Annotated in this window: 21 protein-coding genes; 9 read left to right on the forward strand and 12 right to left on the reverse strand. The window is 71.3% G+C overall.

Annotated elements, in window-relative coordinates:
* Positions 1–55 precede the first annotated feature (55 nt).
* Together ABD743_RS27775 and ABD743_RS27780 are read left to right on the forward strand one after the other, a co-directional pair.
* Complete coding sequence (locus ABD743_RS27775) at positions 56–586, forward strand: amino-acid N-acetyltransferase (protein WP_344725293.1); 531 nt, start codon at positions 56–58, stop codon at positions 584–586.
* Between the two features lie 84 nt (positions 587–670).
* The gene (locus ABD743_RS27780) at positions 671–1,534 is read left to right on the forward strand and encodes a helix-turn-helix domain-containing protein (protein WP_344725294.1); all 864 of its coding nucleotides are present in this window, start codon (positions 671–673) and stop codon (positions 1,532–1,534) included.
* 23 nt (positions 1,535–1,557) lie between these two features.
* Here ABD743_RS27780 and ABD743_RS27785 read toward each other — a convergent pair whose 3' ends face one another.
* Both ABD743_RS27785 and ABD743_RS27790 read right to left on the reverse strand, forming a co-directional pair.
* The gene (locus ABD743_RS27785) at positions 1,558–2,376 is read right to left on the reverse strand and encodes a YceI family protein (RefSeq protein ID WP_344725295.1); all 819 of its coding nucleotides are present in this window, start codon (positions 2,374–2,376) and stop codon (positions 1,558–1,560) included.
* Between the two features lie 229 nt (positions 2,377–2,605).
* Positions 2,606–5,182, reverse strand: coding sequence for an FtsK/SpoIIIE family DNA translocase (locus tag ABD743_RS27790; protein WP_344725296.1), 2,577 nt, complete (start codon positions 5,180–5,182; stop codon positions 2,606–2,608).
* Positions 5,183–5,295: 113 nt separating this feature from the next.
* On the opposite strand from ABD743_RS27790, the gene ABD743_RS27795 reads away from it, so the two are divergent.
* Positions 5,296–5,793, forward strand: coding sequence for a hypothetical protein (locus ABD743_RS27795; protein WP_344725297.1), 498 nt, complete (start codon positions 5,296–5,298; stop codon positions 5,791–5,793).
* Between the two features lie 21 nt (positions 5,794–5,814).
* On the opposite strand, the gene ABD743_RS27800 is transcribed toward ABD743_RS27795, so the two are convergent.
* Positions 5,815–6,255, reverse strand: a complete 441-nt coding sequence (locus ABD743_RS27800) for an Lrp/AsnC family transcriptional regulator (RefSeq protein ID WP_344725298.1) — start codon at positions 6,253–6,255, stop codon at positions 5,815–5,817.
* 81 nt (positions 6,256–6,336) lie between these two features.
* Between ABD743_RS27800 and lat the strand changes: the two genes are divergently transcribed.
* Together lat and ABD743_RS27810 are read left to right on the forward strand one after the other, a co-directional pair.
* Positions 6,337–7,638: an L-lysine 6-transaminase gene (gene lat, locus ABD743_RS27805; RefSeq protein WP_344725299.1), complete on the forward strand. Its 1,302-nt coding sequence runs from the start codon at positions 6,337–6,339 to the stop codon at positions 7,636–7,638.
* Positions 7,639–7,711: 73 nt separating this feature from the next.
* Positions 7,712–9,289 (forward strand): aldehyde dehydrogenase family protein, encoded by a 1,578-nt coding sequence (locus tag ABD743_RS27810; protein ID WP_344725300.1) that lies wholly within the window; start codon positions 7,712–7,714, stop codon positions 9,287–9,289.
* Between the two features lie 69 nt (positions 9,290–9,358).
* Here the strand turns inward: ABD743_RS27810 and ABD743_RS27815 are convergent, their stop codons facing one another.
* From ABD743_RS27815 to ABD743_RS27835, 5 genes are all read right to left on the reverse strand, one after another.
* Complete coding sequence (locus ABD743_RS27815; RefSeq protein WP_344725301.1) at positions 9,359–9,748, reverse strand: type II toxin-antitoxin system VapC family toxin; 390 nt, start codon at positions 9,746–9,748, stop codon at positions 9,359–9,361.
* Positions 9,749–9,779: 31 nt separating this feature from the next.
* The gene (locus ABD743_RS27820) at positions 9,780–10,034 is read right to left on the reverse strand and encodes a type II toxin-antitoxin system Phd/YefM family antitoxin (RefSeq protein WP_344725302.1); all 255 of its coding nucleotides are present in this window, start codon (positions 10,032–10,034) and stop codon (positions 9,780–9,782) included.
* Between the two features lie 55 nt (positions 10,035–10,089).
* Complete coding sequence (locus ABD743_RS27825) at positions 10,090–11,454, reverse strand: NAD(P)/FAD-dependent oxidoreductase (RefSeq protein ID WP_344725303.1); 1,365 nt, start codon at positions 11,452–11,454, stop codon at positions 10,090–10,092.
* Positions 11,439–12,764: an aspartate aminotransferase family protein gene (locus ABD743_RS27830; RefSeq protein WP_344725430.1), complete on the reverse strand. Its 1,326-nt coding sequence runs from the start codon at positions 12,762–12,764 to the stop codon at positions 11,439–11,441. The genes ABD743_RS27825 and ABD743_RS27830 overlap by 16 nt, the downstream gene beginning before the upstream one ends.
* Before the next feature lie 101 nt (positions 12,765–12,865).
* Positions 12,866–13,360, reverse strand: coding sequence for an Lrp/AsnC family transcriptional regulator (locus ABD743_RS27835; RefSeq protein WP_344725304.1), 495 nt, complete (start codon positions 13,358–13,360; stop codon positions 12,866–12,868).
* A 159-nt stretch (positions 13,361–13,519) separates the two neighbouring features.
* Here ABD743_RS27835 and ABD743_RS27840 point away from each other — a divergent pair, with 159 nt between their 5' ends.
* Both ABD743_RS27840 and ABD743_RS27845 read left to right on the forward strand, forming a co-directional pair.
* On the forward strand, positions 13,520–15,166 hold the full coding sequence (locus ABD743_RS27840) for an APC family permease (protein WP_344725305.1): 1,647 nt from the start codon (positions 13,520–13,522) through the stop codon (positions 15,164–15,166).
* A gap of 164 nt (positions 15,167–15,330) precedes the next feature.
* Positions 15,331–15,687 carry a nitroreductase family deazaflavin-dependent oxidoreductase gene (locus ABD743_RS27845; protein ID WP_344725306.1) on the forward strand — a complete coding sequence of 119 codons (357 nt, stop codon included), beginning with the start codon at positions 15,331–15,333 and terminating at the stop codon, positions 15,685–15,687.
* Between the two features lie 46 nt (positions 15,688–15,733).
* Here ABD743_RS27845 and ABD743_RS27850 read toward each other — a convergent pair whose 3' ends face one another.
* The 4 genes from ABD743_RS27850 to thyX all read right to left on the reverse strand — a co-directional run bounded on the left by ABD743_RS27850 (position 15,734) and on the right by thyX (position 20,056).
* Positions 15,734–17,362, reverse strand: coding sequence for a ribonuclease J (locus ABD743_RS27850; RefSeq protein ID WP_344725307.1), 1,629 nt, complete (start codon positions 17,360–17,362; stop codon positions 15,734–15,736).
* A 200-nt stretch (positions 17,363–17,562) separates the two neighbouring features.
* Positions 17,563–18,561 carry a 4-hydroxy-tetrahydrodipicolinate synthase gene (gene dapA, locus ABD743_RS27855; protein WP_344725308.1) on the reverse strand — a complete coding sequence of 333 codons (999 nt, stop codon included), beginning with the start codon at positions 18,559–18,561 and terminating at the stop codon, positions 17,563–17,565.
* A 91-nt stretch (positions 18,562–18,652) separates the two neighbouring features.
* On the reverse strand, positions 18,653–19,279 hold the full coding sequence (locus ABD743_RS27860; RefSeq protein ID WP_344725309.1) for a TIGR03085 family metal-binding protein: 627 nt from the start codon (positions 19,277–19,279) through the stop codon (positions 18,653–18,655).
* A gap of 24 nt (positions 19,280–19,303) precedes the next feature.
* A complete protein-coding gene (gene thyX / locus ABD743_RS27865; protein ID WP_344725310.1) occupies positions 19,304–20,056 on the reverse strand; it encodes an FAD-dependent thymidylate synthase in 753 nt (250 codons plus the stop codon).
* Positions 20,057–20,179: 123 nt separating this feature from the next.
* On the opposite strand from thyX, the gene ABD743_RS27870 reads away from it, so the two are divergent.
* A complete protein-coding gene (locus ABD743_RS27870; RefSeq protein ID WP_344725311.1) occupies positions 20,180–20,704 on the forward strand; it encodes a toxin-antitoxin system HicB family antitoxin in 525 nt (174 codons plus the stop codon).
* A 5-nt stretch (positions 20,705–20,709) separates the two neighbouring features.
* Entirely contained in the window at positions 20,710–21,678 is a 969-nt protein-coding gene (locus ABD743_RS27875; RefSeq protein WP_344725312.1) for a DUF4097 family beta strand repeat-containing protein, read from the forward strand.
* Positions 21,679–21,747: the final 69 nt, after the last annotated feature.

Below are 21,747 nucleotides of genomic sequence, written 5' to 3' on the forward strand. Positions count from 1 at the left end.
GGTTCTGGCACGGGCACCAGGGTATCCGTGCCCCCGTGATCTAGTCTGACCCGTCGTGGCAACGGTGGCCGTCCGGCGGGCGAGGACCGCTGACGTAGGGACGATCAAGCAGCTCGTGGATGCTTACGCGGGCCGCGTGCTGCTGGCCAAGGAGATCGTCACCCTGTACGAGTCGGTACAGGAGTTCCTGGTCGCCGAGCTCGACGGCGAGGTGGTCGGCTGCGGCGCGCTGCACGTCCTGTGGGAGGACCTCGGCGAGATCCGCACGGTGGTCGTGCACCCGCGGGTGATGGGCCGCGGCGTCGGCCACGCGATCGTCACCGGACTCATCGGCAGTGCGCGCGAGCTGGGACTGCGCCGGCTGTTCGTGCTGACCTTCGAGAAGCAGTTCTTCGCCCGCCACGGCTTCGCCGAGATCGACGGCACCCCGGTCGAGCCGGACGTCTTCGCCGCGATGCTGCGCTCGTACGACGCCGGGGTGGCCGAGTTCCTCGACCTCGCCCACGTCAAGCCGAACACCCTCGGCAACGTGCGGATGCTCCTGCAGCTGCCGGTGGAGCCGGGTGCGGCGACCGGCCACCGGTAGGCCGGCTCGCCTCCGAGGTGCCCTGGTCCGCCCGCGACGATTTCCGGCGCCTTCCTGTCGGACCTCGCCGGTAGCCTGCCCGTTATGGCGGCTTCGGTCGGCGCTTCGGTCGGCGATGTGCAGCGTGCGCCCGCTCCCGGCTCGTGGCGGATGTGTGCGCGCCGTCCGGCCGCTGCGGTGCGCCCGCACGTCAGCGGCTACGCCGGCTACCGCACCGAGGCCTCGCCGCGCTCGGTCCACCAGGGCGTGGCATCACCCCATCTCACGTTCGTGCTCTGCCTCGACGGCAAGGTCGAGATGGTCGCCAACCCCGACCGGAGCAAGCCGCCCGGCGCGTTCGTCGCGATGGTCGCCGGGCTGCATCAGGCGCCTGCCGAGATCGCCCACGGCGATCCGCAGACGGGCCTGCAACTGCGACTCACGTGGCGCGGCACCCGCGCGCTGTTCGGAGTGCCCGCCGGGGAACTCGCGGGCGATGTCGTCGATCTCGATGCGCTGCTCGGACGGCGCACGGAACCGCTGCTGGCCAGGCTGGCCGCGGCGCCCGGCTGGGCGGAGCGATTCGCACTGCTCGACACCGAGTTCGCGGCGCTCGCCGCGCGCGGACCGGGCGACAAGGGCGTGCTCCCCGAGGTGGGCTACGCCTGGGACCGCCTCGAGGAGACGGGCGGCAACCTGCGGATTTCGGAGCTGGCCCGCGAGGTGGGCTGGAGCAGGCGGTATCTCGGTGAGAAGTTCCGCGTCGAGACCGGCCTCTCCCCGAAGACCGCCGCGCGCGTGATCCGGTTCGAGCGGGCGTGCGACCAGCTACGCGGCCCCCGGCGTCCCTCTCTGGCCGCCGTCGCTGCCGACGCCGGCTACGTCGACCAGGCCCACCTCTCCCGCGACTTCCGCGACCTCGCGGGCACCACCGCCACCACGTGGCTCGCCGAACGCCAGGCCCACTGACCCGCGCCGCGAACCGCCCGGAATCACTTCGCGGACTGCAGGATGCCCTGGATGTCGAGGGTGATCTGGATCGTCGATCCGACCACCGGCACGCCACGGGCGAGGATCTGCTGCCAGTTCACGGTGAAGTGCTCGCGGTGCAGCTCCGTGGTGGCGGTGCAGCCCGCACGCATGCCGTTCCACTCCTGCATGCCGAGGTATGTGGTGTCGAGCTGCACGTCGCTGGTCATCCCGTGCAGGGTGAGCTCGCCGTCGATCAGCCAGCGGTTGCCGCCGGGACGGCTGAAGCGGTGGCTCGTGAAGTGCAGCTTCGGGAAGCGGGCGACGTCGAGGAAGTCGGCCGAACGCAGGTGGGCGTCGCGCTTCTCGGCGTTGGTGAAGACGCTCGCGGCGTCGATCAGCACCTCGACCTGGGAGTCCTCGAAGCGCTCGGCGATGTAGATCTGCCCGGCGAACTCCATGAACTGCCCGTAGACCCGTGACATCGCGATGTGGCGCGCCACGAACCGGATCGCCGAGTGGTCGGGGTCGATCTCGTAGAGCCCCGGCGTGGGCACGGTGAGCGTCGCGTCCGGGATGAGGGTGAGGCTCCCGAGCGAACTGTGGGTGCCCCACTCGACCTCGGTGCGCTCGTGGAAGCTCTGGTAGCCACCCGCCTCCGCCCGGACCCGGTAAGCGCCTGGCATCAGAGCGGCCGCGAAGAAGCCGTAGGGGTCGGTCTCCGAGCGGGCCACGCATTTGTTGGAGCGGTCGAAGATCGCGACATGGGCTCCCGCAAGGGGTTTGCCCTCGCCGTCGCGGACATCGCCGCTGACCAGCCCACCGGTGAGGGGAATCGACATGAGTGCTTGTCGTCCGCCCGTCTTCTGTTTCTTGCCGCTCCGGCGACGACCGGACCACAACATGCCGCGAATACCTTTCCCGACGTCCTACGCATCGGGCGCGATCCACCCGAGTCACCACACTCTGGCACGTTCCGTGACGACGTCACGGAGTGCCCCCGGTTCATGGGGTCACTCGACGGAGCGGCGGCACCACCATATGGAGCAGTACGTGCACAGAGGGTGACTGTCAGTCGTCGGCGTCGTCGGAGTCGGGCTCGGGCCCGCCGCCGCCCCTCATCAGCCAGAGGACGCTCTCGAGCTCGTCCGGCTTGATAAGAACGTCGCGGGCCTTCGACCCCTCGGACGGCCCGACGACACCCCGCGACTCGAGCAGGTCCATCAGCCTGCCCGCCTTCGCGAATCCGACACGCAGCTTGCGCTGGAGCATGGAGGTGGACCCGAACTGGGAGGTGACCACCAACTCGGCCGCCTGCAGGAGCAGGTCGAGGTCGTCGCCGATGTCGGGGTCGACCTCCTTGGCCTCCCCGGCTTTCTGGGCCGTGACCCCCTCCGTGTAGGTGGGCTCGGCCTGCTCCTTGACGAACGTGACGACCGAGGAGATCTCCTCGTCGCCGACGAACGCGCCCTGCATGCGGGTGGGCTTCCCGGCTCCCATCGGCAGGTAGAGCCCGTCACCCATGCCGATGAGCTTCTCCGCGCCCGGCTGATCGAGGATGACGCGCGAGTCCGTGAGCGACGACGTGGCGAACGCCAGCCGCGACGGAACGTTGGTCTTGATCAGGCCGGTGACGACGTCCACCGAGGGCCGCTGCGTGGCGAGCACCAGGTGGATGCCCGCCGCCCTGGCCTTCTGCGTGATGCGCACGACCGCGTCCTCGACGTCGCGCGGCGCGGTCATCATGAGGTCGGCCAACTCGTCGACGATGCAGAGGATGTACGGGTAGGGCCGGTACTCCCGCTCGCTGCCGAGCGGCGCGGTGATCTCGCCGGAGCGCACCTTGCGGTTGAAGTCGTCGACGTGACGGACCTTGTTGGCCTGCATGTCCTGGTAGCGCTGCTCCATCTCCTCCACCAGCCAGGCGAGCGCGGAGGCCGCCTTCTTCGGCTGGGTGATGATGGGTGTGATCAGGTGCGGGATGCCCTCGTACGGGGTGAGCTCCACCATCTTGGGGTCGATGAGGATCATCCGGACCTCGTCCGGCGTGGCCCGCGAGAGCAGTGACACGAGCATCGAGTTGACGAAGCTCGACTTTCCGGAGCCGGTGGAGCCCGCCACCAGCAGGTGCGGCATCTTCGCCAGGTTGGCCGTGAGGAAGTGGCCCTCGATGTCCTTGCCCAGGCCGATCACCAGCGGGTGCTGCTCGGCGCGTGCGGTGCTGCTGCGCAGCACGTCGCCGAGGCGGACCATCTCCCGGTCGGTGTTCGGCACCTCGATGCCGACGGCCGACTTGCCGGGGATCGGCGCCAGGATCCGCACGTTGTCGGTGGCGACCGCGTAGGAGATGTTCTTGGTCAGCTGGGTGATCTTCTCGACCTTGACCGCCGGGCCGAGCTCGATCTCGTAGCGGGTGACCGTCGGGCCACGGGTGAAGCCGGTGACCTGGGCGTCCACCGAGAACTGGTCGAGCACGCCGGTGATCGACTCGATCATCGCGTCGTTGGCGCTGCTGCGGAGCTTGGCCACCGGCCCGGTGGGCAGCAGGTCGCTGGGAGGGAGGATGTAGGTGCCATCCCCCTCCGTCGGGGAGACGGTGAGGCGCAACTGCTCGCCGACGGCCCCGTCGGGCTCGGGCTCGGCAGGCGGGGTGGCCGGCACGGTGGCGGGCGGCTTGCGCCTCGGGCGCGCCGCAGGCGGCTCGTCGGGTGCCGCGGAGGCCTCCGGCGCCGCCGGGGTCTCGTTGCCGGTGTCCTGGTCGGGGTCCGCCACCCGCGACGCCTGCCGCCGCCGCGACGGGCGCCGCAGCGCCACGGGTGGGGTGTCGGTGACGGGATCGGCCGTGGGCTCGACCCCGTCGCCGTCGGCAAGGGCCGCGTCGCCGACGCCCGGCCCGAGCAGCCGCTGGAAACGGGCGGGGACCTCGCGCACCGGCGTGCCGGTGAGCACCAGGAGTGCGTACCCGGACAGCAGCACCAGCACGGGCACCGCCACCCACGCCGTCAGGCCGGTGGCGAGCGGGGTGGCGGCCAGGTAGCCGAGCGCGCCGCCGCCGTCGACCCAGAGGCCGGGTGCGTCAGGACGCCCCGCGGCGAGGTGCACGAGCCCGAGCACGCCGAGGGTCAGCAGCAGGGACCCGACCGCCACCCGCGGGCGGGCCTCCGGGTGCGGTCGCGTGGCCATCAGGGCGGCACCGGTCAGCGCCAGCACCACCGGCAGCACCGCGGACCCGAGCCCGATGACGTAGCCGACCGCGGCGGACAGCCATCTGCCGACCGGGCCGCCTGCTCCCCACCAGATACCGGCCGCGCTCACGACCGCCAGCACGAGCAGCACGACGCCTAGCCCGTCGCGACGGTGGGCGGGGTCGAGCTCGCGGGTGCGCCCGAGACCGCGACCCGCCGCACGACCGAGCCCGGCGATCCCGCGGCCGACGGCGTCGAGCCCGCGGTCGAGCAGGTCGGGCCCGCGGCGGGGCGGTGGCTTGCGGGCCGCGGGACGGCGGCCGGAGCCGGACGAGCGGCGCGCCGCTGACCGGGCGGAGTCTCGCACGGCGGGTTTGCGAGCGGCGGGCTTGCGCCCACTCGTCCCGCGGGACGCCGCCGCCGCGGTGCTCCGGCTGCCGCCGGCGGTCGATCGTCCTGCCATGACCCCCACGGTATCCGGGACAGCGCCCCGGTCCGGTGACCGACACCCGCCCGTCGTGGTCCGTCGGGACGCCAGTGCAGGGAGTGTCGGGGGTCACTGAGAGAGTGATCGCCGTGACGGACGACGGGGCGCGCGCTTTCGACTTCATCCACGGCTCGTGGCGGGTGCAGAACAGGAAGCTGCGCGACACCACTGATCCGCGCTGCGAGGAATGGGTGGAGTTCGACGCCACCAGTGAGGTGTTCCCGGTCCTGCGGGGGGTCGGGCACGTCGACCGCATGGACGTCCCGGATCCGCCCGACGGCGCCCCGTTCGAGGGCTTCACGCTGCGGCTGTTCGATCCGTCGGCCGGCACCTGGAACATCTGGTGGAGCTCCAGCCGCAACCCGGGCCACCTCGATCCGCCGATGGTCGGCTCCTTCACCGGCGACCAGGGTGTGTTCCTCGCCGACGACGTCATCGGCGGCTACGCGGTCACGGTGCGGTTCGAGTGGCTGGCGGGAAAGACTCCCCGGTGGCAGCAGTCCTTCTCCTACGACGCCGGGCGCACGTGGAAGGTCAACTGGCTGATGGACTTCAGCCGGCATGCAAGCGTTCCCAGCGGCATCTGAGCGGTATCCGAGGCCCCGGGCTCAGCCGTACCGGGTGAGCACCACCCAGGTCGTGGTGCGCACGGTCTCCCGCCAGCCCGAGATCCGGTCCAGCACCACGTCGAGTTCGCCTGCGCTCGGGGCCGACACCAGCACGATCAGGTCGAACTCCCCCGTGACCGTCTCGATCTCGGTCACGCCCGACAGCCCGCGGAGCCGCTCGACGTACCCCGCCACGTCGGGTGTGCGGATCACGATTCCGACGCGGGCCCGGTGCGCCGCGGCCTCCCCCGGCAGCACGACGTCGGCGCGGTATCCGCGGATCACCCCGGCGCGTTCGAGCCGCTGCACCCGGGCGAGCACGGCCGTGCGGGACAGCCCGATGCTGCGCCCCAGCTCCGCCATCGGGGCGCGCCCGTCCGCGGCCAGCAGCATCAGCAATCGGCGGTCCAGGTCGTCGAGCTGACGATCCGTCGGCGTCACGGGCGACATGGTGGCACTTCGCCGGTCAACACCGACGGATGACTGGCTGCGCCGTCAGGATCGCGTCAAGACACTGGACGCATGCCCGAGACCGTCACCCCCGAGCGCGTGCACGACAGCCTTCGTCGCCACCTCCTGGTGGACGGCTTCGACCTCGTCCTGGACACCCATGAGAGCCGCGGCTCCTGGATCGTCGACGCACGGAACGGGACGCGCCACCTCGACCTGTTCAGCTTCTTCGCCTCGGCACCGCTGGGTATGAACCACCCGGCGCTCACCGAGGACCCGGCGTTCATGGCCGAACTGGCGGAGGTGGCGGTCAACAAACCGTCCAACTCCGACATCTACACCACCCACATGGCCGCATTCGTCGAGACGTTCGCCCGCGTGCTCGGCGACCCCGCGCTGCCGCATCTGTTCTTCGTCGAGGGTGGCGCGCTGGCCGTGGAGAACGCGCTGAAGACCGCGTTCGACTGGAAGCAGCAGCACAACGCCCTGCACGGACGTCCCGGCGGGCGTGGCACGAAGGTGCTGCACCTGCGCAAGGCCTTCCACGGCCGCAGCGGCTACACCCTCTCCCTCACCAACACCGATCCGGTGAAGACGGCCCGCTTCCCCACGTTCGACTGGCCGCGCATCGACGTTCCGGCGATCCGGTTCCCGATGGACGTCACCGAGGTGCAGGCGGCCGAGGACCGGGCGCTGGCGCAGGCCAGGTCCGCGTTCGAGGCGCACCCGCACGACATCGCGTGCTTCATCGCCGAGCCGATCCAGGGAGAGGGCGGGGACAACCACCTGCGCCCCGAGTTCCTGCAGGCGATGCAGGCCCTGTGCCACGAGAACGACGCCCTCTTCGTGCTGGACGAGGTGCAGACCGGCTGCGGGATGACCGGCACGGCGTGGGCCTACCAGCAGCTCGACGTCCAGCCGGACATCGTGGCGTTCGGCAAGAAGGTGCAGGTGTGCGGGATCATGGCGGGTGGCCGTGTCGACGAGGTGCCCGACAACGTGTTCCGTGTGCCCTCGCGAATCAACTCGACGTGGGGAGGGGGACTCACCGACATGGTGCGCTCACGGCGCTACCTCGAGGTGATCGAGGCCGAGGGGCTTGTGGAGCGGGCCGGCACGCTCGGCAAGCGGCTGCTCGAGGACCTGCGGGCGGTCGACGGGATCGACAACGTCCGTGGGCGCGGCCTGTTCGTCGCCTTCGACCTGCCCTCGCCGCACGCCCGGGCGGCCGCGCTGCAGCGGTTGCACCGCGACGAGAAGGTGCTCGTGCTCGGCGGTGGTGAGCGGTCGATCCGGCTGCGGCCTGCGCTGACGATCGGCGAGGACGATCTGGCCCTGGCGGTCGCGGCGATCGCGCGGGCGGTGGCAGCGTGAGCGAGCTTGCGAGCTCACCGTTCAACACAGCAGCGCCGCGAATGCGGCTGACGAGCGTCAGCGAGGAGGCTGTATGAGCGCGCCTGTCCCGCGCACGATCGGTTCGTTCATCGACGGCAAGTGGCGCGAGGACGCTCCGGGCGGACGTCTCACGTCGGTGGATCCGGCGCGCGGCGAGACCGTGGCGGAGGCCCTGCTCGGCGACGCCGGCACGTTCGTCGAGGCGTGCCGGGCCGCGCGGGCCGCGCAACGCGCCTGGGCCGCCACCCCTGCTCCGGTCCGGGGACGCGTGGTCGAGCAGATCGGCAGGCTCGTCGAGGCCAACGCCGAGGCACTCGCCGCGCTCGTCACGCGCGAGATCGGCAAGCCCCTCGCGGAGTCCCGTGGCGAGGTGCAGGAGGTGGTCGACACCTGCACGTTCTTCGCCGGGGAGGGCAGGCGGCTCTACGGGCAGACCGTGCCCAGCGAGATGCCGGACAAGCAGCTCTTCACGTTCCGCGTGCCCGTCGGGGTGGCCACGATCGTGACGGCCGGGAACTTCCCGGTAGCGGTGCCCTCCTGGTACCTGGTGCCCGCGCTGCTCTGCGGCAACGCCGTGGTGTGGAAGCCCGCCGAGTACACCCCGGCCATCGCCGAGGCGTTCACCGAGCTGTTCGTGCGCGGCGGGCTCCCCGAGGGTGTGCTGAACACCGTGCTCACCGACGGACCCGCCACGTTCGACGGGCTCACGGCCGCGCTCGACGCCGGCCTGGTGGACAAGATCGGGTTCACCGGATCGTCGGCAGTCGGCGTGCGGATCGGCGAGCTCGCCGGGCGGCACCTGCAGAACCCGTGCCTGGAGCTGGGCGGGAAGAACCCGCTGGTCGTGATGCCCGACGCCGACCTCGACCTCGCCGTCGAGGGCGCGCTGTTCTCCGGCTTCGGCACGGCCGGGCAGCGCTGCACATCGCTGGGCACGGTCGTGGTGCACGAGAGCGTGCACGACGAGTTCCTGCGCCGCTTCGACGCCGCGGTCCGCGCGGCCGTGATCGGCGACCCGGCGCGAGCCGACGTCCTCTACGGGCCGATGATCTCCACGCGGTTCCTGGCGAACTTCGAGCGCCACCTCGACCTCGTGCGCCCACACCACACGCTGCACGGCTCGTCCGGCACCGGCCGGATCACCGCCGCGAACCCGCGGGAGGGATTCGCCGGCGACGCCGAGGCCGGCCTGTACGCCCACCCGACGATCGTCGACGGCGTGCGGGCCGAGGACGAGATCTACCGGACGGAGACGTTCGGGCCGATCGTCGGCGTGGCGCGGTTCGGGACGTTCGACGAAGCGGTGGAGCTGGCGAACGGGCACGGCTACGGGCTCTCGGCGTCGATCTACACCTCCACACCGGTGTACGCGTTCCGCTTCCGGGAACGGGTGAGCGCCGGGATGGTGAGCGTCAACAACTCCACCTCGGGCGCGGAGGCGCACCTGCCGTTCGGCGGCAACGGGCGTTCGGGGAACGGGAGCCGCCAGTCGGGAGTGTGGGTGCTCGACCAGTTCACCCGCTGGCAGTCGATGAACTGGGACTACGCAGGCAAGCTGCAGAAAGCGCAGATGGACACGGCGCAGCTCCCGGCCGACGTGGACTTCCGCCTGCCCGGAGCACAGGGATAGCGGCCGCGTACGGGAGCTGGGCCTGGTCGTCGCAGGGTCAGTGGCCCTGCGACGACCACATCGGGGGCGTCAGGCGTTCGTGTCGTACGTCGAGAGGCCGCGCTCGCTCCAGGCTTCCAACAGCCGCCGGTCCCCCGACGCAGCGACCAGGTCCTCGTCAGCCAGCTGCTCGGCTGCGGCGCAGTGGACGGCGTCGTAGCCGCGCAGACCGAGGGCGTGCGCTGCCTCCGCAGCGGCCACAGCGAGAAGCTCGTCGAGCTCGATCACCTCGACCTCGGCCCACAGCGCATCCAGCAGGTGCCGGGCCCGCTCGTACTGGTCCTTGTCGAGCCGGGTCATCCGCAGCGCCTGGGCGAGTGCCGCGGCCGTCTCGACGTAGAGCAACCGGCAGGACACCACGGCGTCGGAATCGCCCCAGAACCGGCGGCAGGCCGCGCTTCCCGGTTCCGCGACGAGCAAGCGGACAAAGCGGAGGTGTCGAGGTAGCCGATCACTGACGCTGATCATCGATGAGATCGGTGACCGTCCCGGACGCTTCGACCGGCTCGGGCGCGGGTCGCTTCCGGCGAGCGGCCGGGCGGACTCGTCCTTCGGCGCGCAACTGTTCCAGACGGTTCGGCCGGTCGATCGGCACGATCCGAGCGATGGGCCGGCCGTGGTCGGTCACGGTGACCGTGACGCCTCGACGTACATCGGCCAGGTGCTTGCTCAGACCGTCGCGCAGCTCTCGGATCCCGATCTCCATCGCCGCCCCTTAGTGGCTACATTTCGCACGCTGATTATCGCCACTTCGGGGGCGCTCACCCGCCCAGCGCGCGGGAGAGGGACGCAGCGACCACGCTCGGGCGCCGCGTCAGGCGTTCCTCCGCGTCCGCGAGGGTCATCAGGCGCAGGCCGGCGTTCACCAGCAGCCAGCGCAACGGCTCCGGCTCCCACCGCCGCGACCGGTGGCCCACCCACGGCAAGTCGGTGACGGGGTCGTCGTGGCCGAGGATCAGGGCAGCGAGGGTGCGGCCGGCGAGGTGGGAGGTCCCGACGCCGTCGCCGACGTAGCCCCCCGCCCAGCCCGCGCCGTCCGGCCCGAGCCCGACGCCCGCGTGCCAGTCGCGCGGGATGCCCAGGGGTCCGCCCCAGGAATGGGTGAAATCGGCGGGCCGCAGAGCGGGGAACAGGTCGATCGCGGCGGCGCGTAGCCCGGCGAACACCCGAGGGTCACGGTCGAACGACTGCCGGATCCGCGAGCGCCAGTGGTAGGGCGCGCCGCGGCCGCCGAAGACGAGCCGATCGTCGGCCGTGCGCTGGCCGTAGACGATGAGGTGGCGGTGATCGGTGAACGTCTGCCCGTTCTCGAGCCCGGCCACCCACCAGAACGACGGCGGCAGCGGCCGCGTGGCGACGATCAGCGAGTACACCGGGGCGACGGAGCGCGGCGCGAGCCCCGCGCTCCACGCCTCGGTGGCCCGCACGGTGACGCCGGCCCGCACGACCCCTCGGTCGGTCACGACCCGCCGCGCCCCGATCGACCGCGCGGTGGTGGCTTCCGCGATGCGTCCACCTCGCCGCTCGACCGCACGGGCCAGCCCACGGGCCAGGCGCGCGGGCTGGATACGCGCACAGTGCGGGGTGACGGTGGCTCCCAGCACGCCGGACGCCCCGACCAGCGCTGCCGCCTCCTCGGGTCCGACCAGCGCGATCTCGTCGGCGCCGGAGCCGTCGGCCTCGGCCCGGGCCCTGATCAGCTGCGCGGGCGTGCGTGCCAGGGCCACCGTGCCGCCCTTGCGCCAGTCACACGCGATCCCCTCCTCGGCCACGACCGCGCCCACGTCGTCGACGGCGGCGCGCATCGCAGACCGCATCGCGAGCGCGGCGGCCTCGCCGTGGCGCCGCGCGAGGGCCGCCGTGCTCGCCGGGAACAACGCGGAGCACCAGCCACCGTTGCGCCCGCTCGCCCCGAATCCCGCCACCTCCCGCTCGACCACGACGACGCGCAGGCCGGGGTCGCCGCGCAGCAGGTGGTAGGCCGTCCACAGTCCGGTGTAGCCCGCCCCGACGATGCAGACGTCGGCATCCATGTCGCCGCCGAGGGGCGGCCGCGGCGTGAGCGGATCCCCGTCGGCGACGACCTGCTCGTGCCAGAGGGAGAGACTGCTCAGAGTCGCGACCACGCCTCCGTCAGCACCCCCCGGAGGATCCCCTCGATCTCGTCGAACTCCGCCGGGCCCGCGATGAGCGGCGGGGCCAGCTGGATGACGGGGTCGCCGCGGTCGTCGGCCCGGCAGTAGAGCCCGGCCTCGAACAGTGCCTTCGAGAGGAACCCGCGCAGCAGGCGCTCGCTCTCCTCCGCGTCGAACGTCTCCTTCGTGTCCTTGTCCTTGACGAGCTCGATCCCGAAGAAGAACCCCTCGCCGCGCACGTCGCCGACGATCGGCAGATCGAGGAGCTTCTCGAGCGTCGCGCGGAACACCGGGGACTCCCGGCGCACGTGGTCGTTGAGGCCCTCGCGCTCGAAGATGTCGAGGTTCGCCATGGCCACCGCCGCCGACACGGGGTGGCCGCCGAACGTGTAGCCGTGCAGGAACGAGGTGGCGCCCGAGCGGAACGGCTCGAACAGCCGCTCCGAGGCGATCATCGCGCCGATCGGTGAGTACCCGGATGTCATGCCCTTGGCGCAGGTGATGATGTCGGGGACGTAGCCGAAGTCGTCGCAGGCGAACATGCTGCCGATCCGGCCGAAGGCACAGATCACCTCGTCGGACACGAGCAGCACGTCGTGGGCGTCGCAGATCTCGCGCAGGCGTTCGAAGTAGCCGGGCGGCGGCGGGAAGCAGCCGCCCGCGTTCTGCACGGGCTCGACGAACACCGCGGCGACCGTGTCGGCCCCTTCGGCGAGGATCGCCTCCTCCACGCGGTCGGCGGCCCAGCGGCCGAACGCCTTGAGGTCGGTGCTCACGTGGTGCGGCGCGCGGTACGCGTTGGTGTTGGGCACCTTGAAGGCCCCGGCCACGAGCGGCTCGTACGGGATGCGCAGGTCGGGCACGCCGGTGATCGCGAGCGCCCCCTGCGTGGTGCCGTGGTAGGCGACCGAGCGGCTGATCACCTTGTGCTTGGTGGGCTTCCCGACGAGCTTGAAGTACTGCTTCGCGAGCTTCCACGCGCTCTCGACGGCCTCTCCGCCGCCGGTGGTGAAGAAGACCCTGTTCAGATCGCCCGGTGCGTGCGACGCCAGGCGCTCCGCCAGGTCGATCGCGCCGGGGTGGGCGTAGGACCAGAGCGGGAAGTACGCCAGCTCCGACGCCTGCCGCGCTGCCACGTCGGCGAGCTCGCGGCGCCCGTGGCCTGCCTGCACGACGAAGAGGCCCGCGAGGCCGTCGATGTACTCGCGGCCCGCGGCGTCCCACACCCGGCAGCCCTCGCCGCGCACGATGATCGGGACCTGCCCACCGTCCTCGTAGGTGGAGTGGCGGGTGAAGTGCATCCACAGGTGGTTGCGGGCGGCCGTGCCGCGATCGGTGCCGCGGGGTGTGCGGCCGGCAGCGGTCGTGTGGTCGGACGCAGCGACGGTCTCGGGTGTCGTGGTCACCGGGTTCCCCAGTTGTAATGCTGCTTCCGCAGCTTCATGTACACGAACGTCTCCGTGCTGCGGACGCCGGGAAGAGCCCGGATCCGCCTGCCGACCAGCTCCAAGAGGTGCTCGTCGTCCTCGCAGACCGCTTCGACGAGCACGTCGAAGCTGCCCGCCGTGATCACCACGTAGTCGACCTCGGGCATCTCGGCCAGTGCGTCGGCCACCTCGACCACGTCCCCGTCGGCGCGAACGCCGACCATCGCCTGCCGACGGAACCCGAGCTGCAGGGGGTCGGTGACCGCGACGATCTGGATCACCCCGGCCTCCTGCAGGCGCGCCACGCGCTGGCGCACCGCAGCCTCGGAGAGACCCACGCTGCGGCCGATGGTGGCGTAGGGCCTGCGCCCGTCCTCCTGGAGTTGCTCGACGATGGCCTTGCCGACATCGTCGAGCAGCGCGTGAGAGGCCGGATGCGGCTCCGGAGCGGCGAGCACGGTCTGGACCATAGACGTTCGACAACAATTTCGAAACGAAATCCGTAGACGATCCGTCAAGACGCCACGGATTTTACCGTGATCACACAGGTAGGTCTCGAATTCCGTCGTCTGCGACGCTAAGGTGCGCGTGCGTCACATCGGGTGACAGGGTGGCCAGGGGGAGGAACCGTGAGCACAGAGGCGAAGCCCCCGGTCACAGCACCGAGCGGCGCGGCACCCGGTGCGAAGGGCCTGAACGGCGGAGCCCTCGGGCTCGTCTCCGGCGTGGTGATCGGACTGGCGTCCACCGCCCCCGCCTACAGCCTCGCGGCGAGCCTCGGGCTCATCGTGGTGCTGGTGGGCGAGAAAGCGCCCTCGATCATGCTGCTGGCGTTCGTGCCGATGTACCTGATCGCCGTGGCCTACCGCGAGCTCAACCGCGCCGAGCCCGACTGCGGCACCACGTTCACCTGGGCAGGCCGAGCCTTCGGGCCGTGGATGGGCTGGATGGGCGGCTGGGGCATCATCGCCGCCGACATCATCGTCATGGCCAACCTCGCGCAGATCGCGGGCCAGTACTCGTTCCTGCTGGTGGGCGCCGACTCGCTGGCCGCGAGCACCTTGTGGACCACCGTCGCCGGCGTGGTGTGGATCGCGGTGATGACCTACATCTGCTATCGCGGCATCGAGGTCTCCGCACGGCTCCAATACGCACTGCTCGGCATCGAACTCGTGGTGCTCGCCGCATTCGCCGTGGTTGCGCTGGTGAAGGTCTACAGCGGTGATGCCCCGGAGGGTGCGATCACCCCGAGCCTGGACTGGTTGTGGCCGGGCGGCCTCTCGCTCTCCGACCTCGTCGACGCGGTGCTCATCGCCGTCTTCCTGTACTGGGGCTGGGACACCGCCGTGGCCGTCAACGAGGAGAGCGACGACCCGGGCCGCACTCCCGGGCGCGCCGCCGTGCTGTCCACGCTGCTGCTTCTCGCCACCTATGCACTGGTGTCGCTCTCCACGGTCGCCTTCGCCGGCACCGGCACAGCGGGCATCGGTCTGGGCAACCCGGAGAACGCCGACGACGTGTTCGCCGCCATCGGCCCGGCCGTGTTCGGTGACAGCGGCCTCGGCCAGGCGTTCGTCATCCTGCTGATCATCTCCGTGCTGACCTCGTCGGCCGCCTCCACCCAGACCACGATCCTGCCGACGGCACGCGCCACCCTGTCGATGGGCGCCTACCGCGCGCTACCGGCGCGTTTCGCGTCGATCCACCCGCGCTACCTGACGCCCGGCTTCTCCACGTGGGCCATGGGGATCGCGTCGATCGTGTTCTATCTCGGGCTCACGCTCGTGAGCGGGAACGTGCTGGCCGACTCGATCTCCGCGGTCGGACTGCTGATCGCGTTCTACTACGGGCTCACCGGTTTCGCTTGCGTCTGGTTCTACCGGCGGCAGCTACGCGGGCGTGACCTGTGGGTGAAGGGCGTGCTGCCCGGGCTCGGCGGGCTGATGCTCCTCGCCGCGTTCGTCCTCTCCAGCGTCGACTACGCCTCGCCGGAGGCCGGCTCCACCACGCTGTTCGGCGTCGGCGGCGTCTTCCTGATCGGCATCGGCGCACTGGTGCTGGGTGCGATTCTGATGCTGGTCTACAGCCGCGTCGCCCCGCCGTTCTTCCGCGGGGAGACGCTGCGCCCCGGCACGGCCGACCTGCTGATCGGCTCCGACGACTCCGCTCCGCACGTCCGGCTGCCGGACTCCGGGGACATGTCCACCGTGATCGCCCCGGACCGCTCCAACCTGCCGCCCGGCCAGGAGCCCCACGAGCCGCGACACGGCGGATAAGACGCCTCTTCCTCGCAGATCCGCGGTACGTGAGATGTTCTGCATCTCAGCGTATTGTGTCTGGTGCAACCACCAGACGTGTTCGCAGAGAGGCGACGAGTGAGCGACATCAACACTGAGGTCATCACCCCTTCCGGGCCAACGCCGGCGACGTACAGGAGGCGATGGGCGGGCACTTCAAGAACGTCGAGCTGCTCCTCCTGCACGACGTCGGCCGCAAGAGCGGACGGGAGTTCGTCCATCCGTTGCTGTACCTGGCCCACGAGGACAGCTACCTGCTCGTCGGCTCGGCCGGTGGCGCGCCTGACGAGCCGGCCTGGGTCGGCAACCTCGCCGCGATGCAGGAGGTGACCATCGAGGTCGGCGGGCGCACGCTGACGGCGACGCCGACGGTGTTGCGGGAGGGCCCCGAACGGGACCGGCTGTACGCGGCCCTCGTGGACTACTGGCCCGACCTGCGCGAGTACGAGACCCACACGACCCGCACGTTCCCCGTGGTGCGCCTGGACCCGGCCGAGTGACCCTCCGTGTGCGGGGCCGGACCGCCGGCCCCGGCACGCGGGGTGGTCAGACGGGGATCACCGTGGGCACGATCATCGGGCGCCTGCGGTAGGTCTCCCCTACCCACTTCCCCACCACGCGGCGCACCGCCTGGGCGATGCGGTGGGTGTCGGTGATGCCCTCGGCCTCGGTGCGGGACAGCTCGTCCTCCACGAGGGGCAGCACCGCGTCGAGTGCCTTGGGGTCGTCGGAGAACCCGCGGCCCGACAGGGTGGGGCGCGACATGGCCCGGCCGGTGTTCGAGTCGACGGCCACGGTGATCGAGATGAAGCCGCCCTCGCCGAGCACGAGGCGGTCGCCGAGGGTGCTCTCGCCGATGTCACCGACGGCCAGCCCGTCGACGTACACGCGACCCACCTCGACGCGCCCGGTGATCGACGCCTTGCCGTCCACCAGGTCGACGACGACGCCGTCCTCGGCCAGCACCACCGACTTCTCCGGCACCCCGGTCTGCACGGCGAGCCGGCCGTTGGCCCGCAGGTGGCGCCACTCCCCGTGCACCGGCATGACGTTGCTCGGCCGCACGGCGTTGTAGAGGAACAGCAGCTCCCCCGCCGGCGAGTGGCCGGAGACGTGCACCTTCGCGTTGCCCTGGTGCACGACGGTGGCGCCCAGCCGGGTGAGCCCGTTGATCACGCCGAACACGGCCGTCTCGTTGCCCGGGATCAGCGAGCTGGCCAGGATGATCGTGTCCTCGGGCTTGATCGCCACCGAGCGGTGGTCGCCGCGGGCCATCCGGGCGAGCGCCGAGAGCGGCTCGCCCTGGGATCCGGTGGAGACGATCACCAGCTCGTTGTCGGGCAGATCCATCGCCTCGTCGAGCTCGACGAGCAGGCCCTCGGGCACGTCCAGGAACCCGAGCTCGGCGGCCAGTCCCATGTTGCGGAGCATCGACCGGCCGACGAAGCAGACCTTTCGCCTGTGCTCGGCCGCCGCGGCGAGCACCTGCTGCACGCGGTGCACGTGGCTCGCGAAACAGGCCACGATGATGCGCGCGGGCGAGTTGTGGAAGACCCCGTCGAGTACGGGGCCAATCTCGCGCTCGGCGATCACGAACCCGGGGACGTCGGCGTTGGTGGAGTCGACGAGGAACAGGTCCACGCCCTCGTCCCCGAGCCGCGAGAATCCCGCCAGGTCGGTGAGCCTGCCGTCCAGCGGAAGCTGGTCGAGCTTGATGTCACCGGTGTGCAGCACCAGGCCCGCGGGCGTGCGGATCGCGACGGCCAGGGCGTCCGGGATGGAGTGGTTGACCGCGAAGTACTCGCAGTCCCACGCCCCGTGCCGCATTCGGGCGCCTTCCTTCACCTCCAGCAGATGGGGGGTGAGGCGGTGCTCCTTGCACTTCTCCGCCACGAGTGCGAGCGTGAATCGGGAGCCGACGATCAGCAGGTCAGGGCGCTGCCGCAGGAGGAACGGCACCGCACCGATGTGGTCCTCGTGGCCGTGGGTGAGCACGAGAGCGTCGATGTCGTCAAGGCGCTCCTCGATCGCCCGGAAGTCGGGCAGGATCAGGTCGACGCCCGGGGAGTCCTCGGCGGGGAACAACACGCCACAGTCGACGACGAGCAGTCTGCCCTCGTACTCGAACACGGTCATGTTGCGGCCGATCTCGCCGATGCCTCCCAGCGCGACCACGCGCAGGGCACCGTCCGGCAACGGCGGCGGGGGCGCGGCCGGGAGCTCGACAGGATTGACCGCTTCTGGGGGAGCCGGGCGGCTCTGCTCGCGCCTGGGCGGGCGGGATCGGCGATCGGACCGGGGGCGGTCGGACCGTGCAGGGGGACGACTCAAGTAGTTTTCCTCGTGATAGTGGTGAAGAACGTGCCGGAGGACGCTCAGCGGTAGGCGACCCCGACCTCAAGGCTTCTGCCGCTGGATGCGGACAAGCCGCTCACCTCACCGGCACATCGGTACGCGTCGGGACCGAGCGGCACTCCGGCCGCACGCAGGTCGGCCGCCACCGCCTCCACCTGCTCGTCGGTGGCCGGGGGCAGCGGCAGACGAGGGTTGCCGACGTCGATGCCGCGCAGCTGAAGCCCTACCTTCGAGAACACCGCCCCACCGACGCGCCCCATCGCGCGGGTGATCGGCAGGCAGCTCGCGTTCACAGCACGGGCGCGCTCCACATCGCCGGCCTCGAACGCGTCGAGCATCTCCCGCAGGCGGTCGGCCACGACGTGCCCGATCACGCTGACGAAGCCGACCGCGCCGACCGACAGCCACGGCAGGTTCACCGGGTCGTCCCCGGAGTAGTACGCCAGGGATGTGGTGGCGATCACCTCGGTGCCGACACGGAGGTCGTTGCGCGCGTCCTTGACCGCCAGGATCCGCGGGTGCTCGGAGAGCCGTTGGAGCGTCTCCATCTCGATCGGGATGACGCTGCGGGGCGGGATGTCGTAGAGCATCACCGGTAGCTCGGTGGAATCGGCGATCGCCGTGAAGTGCAGCAGCAGGCCCGACTGGGGCGGCCGCGAGTAGTACGGCGTGACGAGGAGCAACCCGTGCGCGCCCGCCTTCTCCGCGGCGCGCGCCAGCTCGATGCTGTGGGCGGTGTCGTACGTGCCCGCCCCGGCCACCACGGTGGCCCGGTCCCCCACCGCGCTCACGACGGCCCGCACCAGGTCGGACTTCTCCTGGTCGCTGGTGGTGGGCCCCTCCCCCGTGGTGCCGTTCACCACCAATCCGTCATTTCCCAGGTCGAGAAGGTGGGCGGCGAGCGCTTCGGCCTTGTTCAGGTCGAGGCGGCCTTCGGCGTCGAAGGGCGTGACCATGGCGGTCAGCACCCGGCCGAACGGCCGGCCTGCCGAGCGCGCTCCAGGAGGGGTGGGGCTCATGGGGTGACGGTACCGCCCGGAAGACATCGAGTGACCCCCAGCGCCGGAGCCGGGTGCATCGAAATGCCCTCCCGGCGGGGCGGCCCGCCCCTCAGATTCCGCGGGGCGTGGCGGCCACCGCCGCCACTGCCGCGGCGTCACCTTCGAGCTCGACACGCACGGCGTCGCGGCCGAACGCGTGCAGGACGAGCTCCGCGGGCTCACCCACGATCGTCACGAGGCCGGAGCCGGTTTTGATGACGTGCTGGTCGCCGGAGGGCCGACGCAGCGCGATACCCACTGGGCTGTGCCGGTAGAGCCTGCGCCCCATTCGGGTGATGGAGGACCAGAGTGCGCCGTCACGCTCGGCGTCGGGCTGACGTGGCTCCCAGCCAGGTTCACCCCGCCGCACGTCCTCGTGGTGGACGAAGAGCTCGATGCCGTTGGCCAGCTCATCGAAATTGCCGATGCGGAACGGCGACCACGCCGGTGGACCGGAGCGCAGCTGGCCGACCATCTCGCCCCACGGCACGTTGTCGAAGCCGCGCATCGCCCATTCGGTGACCGGGGCCAGCACCGGCACCACGATCCCGGGCGCCGCCCACGGCTGGCGCTCGCGCACCAGGAGATGGGCGAGCAGGTCGCGCGTGGACCACCCCTCGCACAAGGTGGGCCGCTCGGGCCCGACCCGCTCGAACTCGTCGCAGATCCCCGCACGCTCGGTGCTCGCCAGGCTCACCGCGCAGACCCTAGTGCCGCGAGCTCAGCCCTCGGTGACGAAGGGGCTCGATGCGATCTCGGTGCCGTCCTCCAGCGTCGCGATCTCGAAGTCGCCGAACACGTTGGGCACCTCGCGCTGCAGCTGGCGCAGGCACTCGATGGCGAGCTCGCGGATCTCGACGTCGGCGTGCTCACTGGCCCGCATGGCGATGAAGTGGCGCCACGCGCGGTAGTTGCCGGTGACGACGATGCGGGTCTCGGTGGCGTTCGGCAGCACCGAACGCGCCGCCTGCCGGGCCTGCTTGCGCCGCAGCGTGGCGTTGGGGACGTCGGCGAAGCGCTTCTCCAGCCCTTCGAGCAGCCGCTCGTAGGCCGTGACCGACGCCTTGGTGGCCTCGGTGAACAGCTCGTGGAGCTCCGGGTCGCCCGCGATGACGTCGGGCTCGACCATGGCGGCGTCCCGCTCGGGCACGTAGCGCTGGGACAGCTGGCTGTAGGAGAAGTGCCGGTGGCGGATGAGCTCGTGGGTGAGCGAGCGCGAGACACCGGTGAGGTAGAAGCTGACCGTGCCGTGCTCGAGCACGGACAGGTGCCCGACCTGAAGGATGTGGCGCAGGTACCCCGCGTTGGTCGCAGTGGCCGGATTGGGCTTGGCCCAGGACTGGTAGCACGCACGCCCCGCGAACTCGGCGAGCGCCTGGCCCCCGTCGGCGTCGGTGCTCCACGGCACGCCCTCGGGTGCGACGAACTCGGTCTTGGCGACGAGCTGGACGCCCAGCGGCACGATCTGCGGCATGGGTCCGAAGGGTAGCCGGACCCCCTGATGATTCCGCGTGACACCGGCTGACGCCACGCCCGCTTCTCTGGTGGCGTCAAGATTCCTCTTGACTGGCGTCATCCATGACGCCACAGTGATGTCATGGATCTCAGCCAGTACGTCACGCAGCTGCGGGAGGACCTCGCCTCCGCAGCGGCCGCGGGTGACGAGCAGACACAGCGCACCGCTGCACTGCTCGGTGCCGCCATCGAGCCGGCCGCCCGGCTGGCTCTCATGAACGCGCTCTCCGATCTCGCGGCCGAGGTCACCGCCGCGTTGCCGGACCGAGTGGTCGAGGTACGCCTCGACGGCCGCGACGTTCGCGTCGCGGTCAGCGCCGACTCCGCCGCCGAACCCGCCCCGGCGGAGCAGCCGAACCCGCCGCCGTTCCGCGGCTTCCCACCGGGCGCGGACGCGGGGGACATCAGCCGGATCACGCTGCGGCTGATGGAGCAGATGAAGAACCAGGCCGAGCAGGCCGCGGCCGCACAGGGCGTGTCGCTCAACTCTTGGGTGGCGCAGGCCGTCCAAGGGGCACTGGCGGGGGGCGGACGGCGGCACAAGGGCCGGGACTGGGCACAGGGCGACCGTGACGAGCGGCGCCTACGCGGATGGGTCGAGGGGTGAGCGGCGTGGACGACACGACGGACTTCGGGACGGACGAGCCGAGCGGCTCGGAGGAGCTGGTACGCAGGCAGAGCTGGCCGGTGGACGGCACCGTCGAGATGGAGCTGACGGTGGACGTCGGCCGCATCCGCGTGCATCTCGACGAGCAGATCGGGGGCACCGGCGAGGGCAGCGCGGGTGACGTGCGCGTGGAGGTGCGACACGACCCGTCCGCCGGCAACACCTGGACCCAGGGGCTCAGCGGCATCATCAACTGGCTCGGCGGCCCCGACGGTCCCGGCATCGGGCGCAGCGTCGACCAGCTCGCGGCAGAAGCGGTGCGGGCCGCGGAGATCAGCTGGTCGGAGACGGGACGGCGGCTCGTCGTCCGGTCCTCGCAGGACCTGCCGTTGCGCGTGGTGCCGCTGGCGATCACCGTGTCGGCGCCCGCGGGTTCGCGCCTGGCCGCGCGGGCAGGCGCCGGCGACGTCCGGGTGACCGGCCGTGCCGGGTGGGCGGGCGTGCGCACCGGCTCGGGCCGGATCTCCGTTGCCGCCGTGGACGGCGACGCCGACGTCACCACCGGATCCGGAGACGTCGAGGTCGGGGCCGTGGCCGGCCGCATGCGGGTGCGCACCGGGTCGGGAAAGGTGTCGGTGGCCTCCACCGGGGGCCCCGCCGAGGTGCGGGCCAGCAGCGGGACCGTCACGGTGGGCACCGTTGATGCCGACCTCGGCGTGCGCACGGGCTCTGGCGACGTCGAGATCTCCGACGCCCGCGGCGGACGCCTGGAGCTGACCACCGGCTCCGGCGGCCTGCGGATCGGCGTGCACCCCGGCGTCCGGGCCGAGCTGGACCTGACGTCCGGCTCGGGAAAGGCCCGCAGCGACCTGGAGGTGACCGGGGTGGCACCCGAGCAGCCCGCTGCGCTCCAGGTGCGCGGCCGCACCGGGAGCGGCGACGTGCTCGTGACACGGGCGGCCGTGGCCGTCTGACCTGCGGCGTCACGGGCGGGGGATCGTGCGCGGATACGGGTGCGGGGGCGCTCGTATCCGCGCACGAGT

This window comes from Pseudonocardia yunnanensis, from assembly GCF_039534065.1.
In the GTDB taxonomy this organism is placed as follows: domain Bacteria; phylum Actinomycetota; class Actinomycetes; order Mycobacteriales; family Pseudonocardiaceae; genus Pseudonocardia; species Pseudonocardia yunnanensis.